6 protein-coding genes and 1 tRNA gene are annotated in these 8,596 nt (G+C 56.0%); 3 read left to right on the top strand and 4 right to left on the bottom strand.

The annotated features are described in order from the left end of the window. Positions 1-182: 182 nt before the first annotated feature. The 4 genes from Q0Y46_RS06545 to Q0Y46_RS06530 form a co-directional block, all read right to left on the bottom strand. Positions 183-256, bottom strand: a tRNA-Pro gene (locus Q0Y46_RS06545). Positions 257-327: 71 nt separating this feature from the next. Further along, entirely contained in the window at positions 328-789 is a 462-nt protein-coding gene (locus Q0Y46_RS06540; protein ID WP_297945960.1) for a Smr/MutS family protein, read from the bottom strand. Position 790: 1 nt separating this feature from the next. Further along, on the bottom strand, positions 791-1,723 hold the full coding sequence (locus tag Q0Y46_RS06535) for a lauroyl acyltransferase (RefSeq protein WP_297945958.1): 933 nt from the start codon (positions 1,721-1,723) through the stop codon (positions 791-793). Between the two features lie 72 nt (positions 1,724-1,795). Then, a complete protein-coding gene (locus Q0Y46_RS06530; RefSeq protein ID WP_297945956.1) occupies positions 1,796-3,133 on the bottom strand; it encodes a UDPGP type 1 family protein in 1,338 nt (445 codons plus the stop codon). 163 nt (positions 3,134-3,296) lie between these two features. Between Q0Y46_RS06530 and rfbD the strand changes: the two genes are divergently transcribed. The 3 genes from rfbD to hrpA all read left to right on the top strand — a co-directional run bounded on the left by rfbD (position 3,297) and on the right by hrpA (position 8,539). Beyond that, positions 3,297-4,208, top strand: coding sequence for a dTDP-4-dehydrorhamnose reductase (gene rfbD / locus Q0Y46_RS06525; protein ID WP_297945954.1), 912 nt, complete (start codon positions 3,297-3,299; stop codon positions 4,206-4,208). A gap of 26 nt (positions 4,209-4,234) precedes the next feature. Further along, positions 4,235-4,372 carry a hypothetical protein gene (locus tag Q0Y46_RS06520; protein ID WP_297945952.1) on the top strand — a complete coding sequence of 46 codons (138 nt, stop codon included), beginning with the start codon at positions 4,235-4,237 and terminating at the stop codon, positions 4,370-4,372. Positions 4,373-4,513: 141 nt separating this feature from the next. Next, complete coding sequence (hrpA, locus tag Q0Y46_RS06515; RefSeq protein ID WP_297945950.1) at positions 4,514-8,539, top strand: ATP-dependent RNA helicase HrpA; 4,026 nt, start codon at positions 4,514-4,516, stop codon at positions 8,537-8,539. The last annotated feature ends 57 nt before the right edge of the window (positions 8,540-8,596 follow it).

Genomic DNA, 8,596 nt, shown 5'->3' with positions numbered 1-8,596 from the left:
GACAAAACCTTCGTTTCACTCAGCTTTTGCCCTTCGGGTTCCGCCTTACGGCGGAATCGCTAAATCGTCTAATATTCGCTTCGCTCATCGACGATTTAGTCGAACTCACTTCGTGAGTTCTCATCTCGCGCGACATTCCGTAAAACGAAAAGGACACCTTGGTGGTGTCCTTTTTCGTTTTATCGGAATAGCGAGATTCGAACTCACGACCTCTTGCTCCCGAAGCAAGCGCTCTACCAGGCTGAGCTATATTCCGTTCTTGTGGGCTCAAAGATAGTTAAATGTTGTCGGTTGTCAAAGGGGAAAGTCACGAAAAAAATGCTTTTTTTAGCGTTTTTTCCGTTTCTGGGGGGCTGATGGGCGGGGTTTCCCGATTTTCATGATGCTCGATCCCGCGTTGTCGGGTTCAACCTTGTAGAAAACGACCCTGTTTTTCCATTCGGAGCGGACTTTGCGGTCGATGATGTGCTTCACGTTCCCGTATTCGGGGTTCCCTCCGCCGTGGATGATGCGCAGTACGCTCAGTCCGGCGATGAGGAGGTCGTCGATGCGGCGTTCCACGGCCTCGGCGGCTTCGTCGGCGGTGAATCCGTGGAGGTCGATCTCGTCTTCGGGAACGGGGAGTTCCCAGGCTGCCGGGCTGCGGCGCATCTTGCGCCCACGCTGAGCGCGTACGGGGTGCTCGGCGGCTTCCTTTTCTGCCTGCTGGCGCATTTCCTCGTCCTTGTCCTCGATGCGGTGGTTCTTCAGCCATTCCAGCTGGAACTCTTCGTCTGCGTTCAATGCCATTTTATAACCTCGGCGTCAAATTTAGAAAGTTCCCGTGGTAGTTCCAGCTCCACTGGTCGGGGTGCTCCGCTATCCACTGTTCGGTCTCGCGGGCGATGGCGCCGAGAAGCGGACTTTCGGTACTCTTTGCGTCTGCTGGCGCATTTTCCCCTATAATTTTGTCGTAATGCGGCTGGTAGTAGGTCTCGAAGTGGATGATGATGCGCTTCCGCTCGGTCCAGGTGCGGAATGTGACGATGCCGGCTCCCATCTCGTTCACTTTTTGCAGGAGTCGCAGGTAAAGCGTGGTGGGCCGCCCGAACAGCTTGACGGTGTTCCCCTTGGTGTTGCGGCCTTGGTCGTACACCATCGCGAGGATGCCTTTTGTCTTGAACAGGTCGCGGATGAGCTGCCCGGTCTCTTCGGGGTGGTATTCGGTGAGGTGCGGGTCGCTGCGGAGGTCTTCGAGGCACTTGCGGAAGGCCTCGTCGCCGACGGAATCGGTAATCAGGTGGACATGCTCGCTGTAACGGCAGAGTGCGCGGTGCAGGAGCTCGAAAGAACCCTGGTGGATGCTGATCCCTGCGATGGGTTTCCCGGCCTTGGCGCATTCGGCGACGGCGTCTCGGATGATTTCTTCGTTCTCGTAGACGATGCGGCGGGTGACGCTTTTGAAGCGGGCGAGGCCGCGGTACGAATCGAGCGCGTTCCAGTAGATGCCCTTGAATACGTCGCGTGCGGTCACTTTTTGTATGGGGCCGCTGTCCTGACCCTGCGTCTCCATGTATTTTCTGGCTGCATCCAGGTGCTTCACGACGCGCCCGTAGGCCCGTTTGGTGTGGAGTGCCTTGTATATCGGGAATACGATGGCAAACAGCGCCGAATAGAAAACATCCGGCACCCGCAGAAGTGCTCCGAAAGTGAATTTATAGATAATGTATTTGAATTTATTCACTTGATTACATTTGGCTCGTGACTTGAGGCTTCAGGTTCGTGCCCCTAACCACCAACCACTAACCACTGTTTACTATTCCTCAAATTCCAGAATATTTCTCCCGATTTCCCTGTCGAACACGCTCTGCTTGAGGCCTTCGCCGGCGTAGCTGATGGTGGGGGAGATTTCGTAGAGCTTCTTGGGGTCGATCGCCACGTGCGCCTTGCGCAGCCATTCGCGGTGGAGCCTGCCGATCATTTCGCGTGCGGTCTTGGGGGAATCGTTCCCTTCGGCGTTCTTGACCGGGGAGAATTCCTCTTCGCGGAGGACGCCGAACGGCATCATCGTGCCGAGCTGCGGGAACGCGTCGAACAGGAACTGCTCGAACTTCCAGCACTTCTCGATGCCGCAGACGGTCTTGCGGGCGGTGTGCCAGGGGAGGCGGCTGGTTTGTAGCTTCCTGAGCCCTGCTATTTTGAACAAGTGAATCGCGATGTTCCCGCCGTCGAAGGTGAGGCTCCCGTCGGGGTTGGTCATGTCGCGGTAGTTCTCGGGCAAATCGCTGTATTCGACGACGCCGGGCTTGTTGTTCTGCAAAGCGAAAATGCCCACCTTTTCTTGGGCGCCCGCCTTGTGGACTACCTTGGAGGCGCTGAGGCTGCGGCCTTCGGCAGCGAGTGCTCCGATGAAGGCCGGGTCGCAGATGCGGCAGAGTGCGTTGTCGACGCTGTAAAGGAACACGTATTGCACGCCTTTTTCCACGAGCCAGGCGAGCGTGCCGCTCTGGGAAAGGGCGCGGAAGCAGCCGCCGTTGCCGTCGGGGACGAGGGCGAGACGGTTGTTCTCGTCGACGATGGCCTTGCCGTTCGGGTCGAGGGCGCAGATGGTGCCCTGCTCAAAGAAGCGGATGTTTTCGCGGGCGTACCCGAAAAAGTCGTGCTCGGTAAAGAAGTTGACGGTCGCCTCGTGGTTGAGGGGGCTCGTCATGATGCACCAGGGGATGGGATGCTCCACTCGTGCAGAGAGGTTCAGCAGGCGCTCCGCCTGCAGTTGGAATAAACTCTTGTGGCTCGGGAGTCCGATGTCGAACATGCCCTTGGGACCGTCGAAGCCGAGGCGAGAGCCTTGCCCGCCCGCGACGAGGAATGCCGCGACTTGGCCTTTGCCGAGCAGGATTTCGCCAGTCTCTTTCCAGAAATCGTAACGCAGGTCGTCGACCGCGATCTTGAACGGCATTGGCTTCAAATTGCTCGAAACGTTGTCTTCGAGCGATGCTCTTGATTTTTCGGCGTAGAGAGCCTTGAGCTCTTCCCAGTCCTGGCTCAAAATGTCGCGTTCCAGATTCTTGCGGGCATCCCCGCTCAAAGATTCAAGGCGGGCCGCCAACTCTTGCTGCCCCACCGCATTCAAAGTCTCAATGATGTTTTCCATGCGGTGAAATATAGAATGTTGCCCAATGCGAAAAAGGAGAAATTGCGGAAGAATGACAAGAAAGCCTCGTACCTATCTCCTAACCTCTAACCACTAACCACCTGACGAAGGCGTTTATCCGTGATTGCGCCCTTTTTTCTATCTTTCGTTTAGAGGTTATTCTATGAAATTCTTTGTGACTGGTGTAGGTGGCCAGTTGGGCCATGACGTGATGAACGAACTCGCCAAGCGCGGGCATACGGGCGTGGGCTCGGACATGGCTCCCGCTTATAGTGGTGTTGCCGACGGTTCCGCAGTGACGACGATGCCCTACGTGCAGCTTGATATTACGGATGCTGCGGCTGTCGAGAAGGCGATTTCGGAAGTGAACCCCGATGCTGTGATTCATTGCGCTGCATGGACTGCTGTGGATCTGGCCGAAGACGATGCAAACGTGGCGAAGGTCCGCGCGGTGAACGCGGGTGGCACGCAGAACATCGCGAATGCCTGCAAAAAGCTCGGCTGCAAGATGACCTACATCAGCACGGACTACGTTTTTGACGGCCAGGGAACAGAACCTTGGAAGCCTGACTGCAAGGATTACAAGCCCCTGAATGTTTATGGACAGACTAAGCTCGAAGGCGAACTTGCCGTGAGCGGGACTCTCGAGAAGTTCTTTATTGTGCGTATCGCCTGGGTGTTCGGCCTCAACGGCAAGAACTTCATCAAGACGATGCTTAATGTGGGCAAGACTCACGATACCGTGCGCGTGGTGAACGACCAGATCGGCACGCCGACATACACGCTTGACCTTTCGCGCCTGCTGATAGACATGAACGAAACCGAAAAGTACGGCTATTACCATGCGACGAACGAAGGCGGGTTCATCAGCTGGTACGATTTTACCTGCGAAATCTTCAAGCAGGCGGGTTACAGTACCAAGGTGGTGCCCGTGACGACCGCTGAATACGGCCTCAGCAAGGCGGCGCGTCCGTTCAATAGCCGCTTGGACAAGAGCAAACTCGTGGAAGCCGGTTTCAAGCCGCTCCCCACATGGCAAGATGCCTTGGCGAGATATTTAAAAGAACTTTCCTAACCACCAACCACTAATCACTAACCACTATGGAAAAGCGAACATACCGTGAAGTGATGCCGGGGGAACTCCCGTGCGAAGTGCCGGAATGCGACGGCGTGATGGTCGTCGACCCCGATAACAGCTACAAACTCACCTGCGACAAGTGCGGACATATCAAGGAGTGAGCACGCTCCTTACAGTCGCTTCGAGCAATGAGGTCGCTTCGCTTTGAGATAAATAATCGCGCCGAAGGCGCCAAACTTAAAACTCATAGGGAGCCGTAGGCGACCGACCTCATACCTCACACCTCATACCTCATAGCTAGCATGTCTTACGAGAACTTGAAAATCACATACCCGGACCTTCCTGTCGTTGAACATCGGGAAGAGTTCTTTGAGATGCTCGAGAAGCATCAGGTGGTGATTGTCAAGGCAGACACCGGTTCCGGCAAGTCGACGCAGCTGCCCAAATTCCTTTTGGAGTGGTATTCCTCAAAGGGCGAAGCCCGTGCTCATACCTCAGAGCGCGAAGCGCGACCTCATAGCCTCTTTAAAATCGGTGTGACGGAGCCCCGCCGACTTGCGGCTATTTCTATTGCGGACCGTCTGCGTGAAGAATTGAAAGATGAAGCGCTCGTCTCTACGAAAATCCGCTTCTGGGAACAGGGCCAGAGCGACGCTCCCATCAAGGTGATGACGGACGGCATTTTGTTGCAGGAATTCCGTCGCGACAGGCTCTTTAGGCAGTATTCGGCCATCGTGATTGACGAGGCGCATGAACGCTCGCTGAATATCGACATATTGCTTGGCATTTTCAAAACGGTTTTGCTGGCCCGCCCGGAATTCAAGCTGATTGTGGCTTCCGCGACGCTCGATGCCAAGCTTTTCGAGGAATTTTACGACAACAGCTGCGTGCTCGAAGCCGAGGGCCGCACGTTCCCCGTCGATGTGGAGTACTATTTCGGCGGCGGTTCGACAGGCTCACCGACCTTAAGTAAGGTCACTGAGCGTAGCCGAAGTGAGCTTGCCGAAGGGCCGAGATTCCGCGACATTAGTGGAAAAGGCGATTCCGGTTTGCTTGACGAGGCGCGCGATGCGATTCTCGACCTGGAAACGCGCCACCGCGATCACTTGCTTTGTTTTTTGCCGACGGAACGCGACATCCAAGATTTGGCGGGCGAGCTCGCGCACGAATTGGATTCCGCGACTTTCGACATCTTGCCGCTTTACGGGCGCATGAGCCCCGATGAACAGCGCCGCATCTTCAGGCATACGGAAAAGACCCGCGTGGTGCTCGCGACGAACATCGCGGAAACTTCGCTCACGATTCCGGGAATTGCTTACGTGGTGGACACGGGTACGGCCCGCATTTCGCGGTACAACGCGCAGTCCCGAATCCAGGGATTGCCCGTCGAGGACATTTCGAAGGCGAGTGCCCGGCAGCGCACAGGGCGTGCGGGGCGCGTAAAGCCCGGTGTTTGCATACGCCTTTATTCTCCCGAAGATTTCGAGAAGCGAGACGAGTTTACGGAGCCGGAAATCCGGCGGAGTAATCTCGCGAACGTGGTCTTGCAGTTGAGAAGCCTCGGGCTTGAACTCGAGAATTTCCCGTTCCTGCAGCCGCCTCCGCATTCGGCGTTCCGCGACGCGTACAAGACGCTTTTTGAACTCGGCGCATTGACCGCCGATAACGCCAGCGGACATGTGACCAAGCTTGGCCGCGAGATGACGCGCCTCCCGATGGATGTGGCGCTCTCTGCCGTGCTTTTGCGTGCGCGCGATGCCGGCGTGTTGCAACCCGCATTGATTGTCTGCTCGGCGCTCTCCATCCAGGATCCGCGTGTGGTACCGAGCGAGGAACCCGAACGCACCCGCATTCGCCAACTGCACCGCAAGTTTGCGGGCCACAAGAGCGATTTCCTCACGTTCATCTGCATGTGGAACGCCTTCTGCGCCGAATGGGATGGCAAGACCTGGAATAAGTTGCGCAAGTTCTGCGACAAGAACAGCCTGCATTTTTTGCGGTGCCGCGAATGGATTGATTTGTACGAACAGTTCGGGCGCATCCTCGACGTGAAATTCGAAAATCGCGTGTGTCCGCTTGACAGTTTCCACCGCGACAACCTGCACATCGCTTTGCTTTCGGGATTCCTGGGTGGCGTTGCCTTGCGTGACATGGAAAACGGCTGCTACCGCTTAGTGAGCGGCCGCGAGACGCATGTGTTCCCGGGCAGCGACCTTTACGGCAAGAGTGCGGAATGGCTTTTTAGTGCCGAGGTGCGCGAGACGAGCCGCATCTTCCTCAACAAGGCCGCCGAAATCAAGCCGGAATGGATTATGCAGGTAGCGGAACCCTTCTGCACGCGTCGCTGGTATGCGCCTACGTGGAACCAGGAACGCGGTTTCGTGGAAGCGGTGGAGGAAGTGAGTTTCCGCGGACTCGTGATTAGCCGCGGCCATCGCGTGGATTACGCCCGCGTGAATCCTGACGAGTGCGCAGAGATTTTCTGGCGCGAGGCCGTAGTGCTTGGCCAGATGGCGCGCCCGTTTGCCTTCATGACGCACAATGAACGCGTCGTCGAGGACTTGCATGCGCTGGAGGCCCGCAAGCGTCAATTCGGGCTTGCCCCTAGCGAAGATGCCCTGGTGGATTACTATGTGCGCATTGCGCATGAGGTGAATTCCATCAAGACGCTTAAGGATTACATTCGCGAACATACGGACCAGTTCCTGAAATTTGATGCGAAGTTCTGGCTGGACCAGTTAGATACTGGTGTAGAGGGTGTCATTGCGAGCGAAGCGCGGCAATCTCTAGGCGATTTGTTCCCGCGCGCCTTCGATGCCTCGGCGAAGGGCAAGAAAGCCGCAAAACCGCAGGAACCCACTCTCGGCGGCTCCCTTGAACAGTTCCGCATTGAAGGGCTTGACGGTTCCAGCCGCATGGTGATGGGCGAGATGGTCTTTGATGCGACCCGCGACTGCGACGGCATCACGCTCGATTTGCCTTACGACATGCTTCCGCAGGTAACGCCCGCGACGCTTGCTCTCTCGATTCACCAGTGGCGTGAATGGATGGCTGAATCCGTCATCCGCGAGATGCCCAAGAATGCAAAAAAGCAACTGGAAGGCAAGCGCACGTTTATCGACGACGCCTTCTGCGATAAGCTCAAGGCGAACCCGCACAAGGCTCCGCTCTTTAGTCTCTACGAAGTCTTTGCCGAGATGAAGCAACTCGATTGCGACATCCCGACGGTCACGCCTGAAAAAGAAAATCACTTGCGGATTCATGCGAGAATCTTCAAGCAGGGATTCCCGGAGAAATTTTCCACCGAAATTAACCCGGAATGGGGGAGTTTCCGGCTCTTTGCTGCGGTGCGCCCCGTTCTGGTGACGTTCGGTATTGACTTTGCTCTTGGTAACATGCGCTTTGGCTGGCGCCTCGGCGAATCGGCGCTCATGACTCCGGCAGAATCTGCGTTCTGGCAAGCTTTCCGCAAGCGTGTAGTGGTTCGGCAGGCTCACCAACCTGGCAAGGTCACTGAGCTAGCCGAAGTGACCGATTCTGCCTCCACGCTCATTGTTGACCGCCTGAACATGCTCGAGACGGGCGGCCTCTATTCCGACGGTTTCAAAACGGCGCTCAAGTCGTGGGTTTTGAAGTCTCTTGTCGCTGACAATCTGGACGCAAACCGTTGTGTGCGTTTTTCGGGTCTCGAGTTTTCCCGTGGTAAGAAAATTCATGACTTCAAGAACCTTGCCGCAAACACCCGCAGCGAAGACGAAGAAATGCGCCTTGCGCTTGTGCGTGCGACCTACGAATCGGCGCTTCTTGGAGCCGGAGCATTCGTAAAGTTCTGGGATATTCTCCGCGAGTTCTCGGTAGCGATGCGCCAGGGCGGTGATCACGCGCGCGATGCCATTGCCGCACTCATGGCGAAAAATAAGTCTATCTCGAAAATTGCAGCGCTCTACTTGCCCGACCACAAGGAAAATACTTTGTTCGAAAGACTGGCCGTGCTCGGCGCAGATATGTCGGTTGGAGATTGCTTTGCTCAAGGGGCTCGCAATGACAAGGTTGACCTTTCCGTCAAGGACCTCCGTGAAAAGTTCCGTCCCTTCCTCAAGGCGCGATTCATGAAGGACCACGAACTGAAAACCGCCCGTGACCTCCTCTCCAAAATCGAGCGAACCGCTTCCGACGAATCCGAATATCCTGAGCTCTATCTACAAGCCTCCGCCTTGCTCGAGGACTTCGAAATTCTCAGGTTCAAACGCAAGGGCGATGACGCCGAAGAAGTCATCGAAGACGATGCCTTGGCCAAACTTAAGGGCCGTTTTGGCCGGCTTCGGTAAATTTTTGACATGTGTTTTCGGTAGGAAACACTTTTTTTGATGCAAAAAAGCCCCTTT

Source organism: uncultured Fibrobacter sp., assembly GCF_947305105.1.
In the GTDB taxonomy this organism is placed as follows: Bacteria; Fibrobacterota; Fibrobacteria; order Fibrobacterales; family Fibrobacteraceae; genus Fibrobacter.
This window is presented reverse-complemented; position numbering and strand designations above follow the sequence as displayed.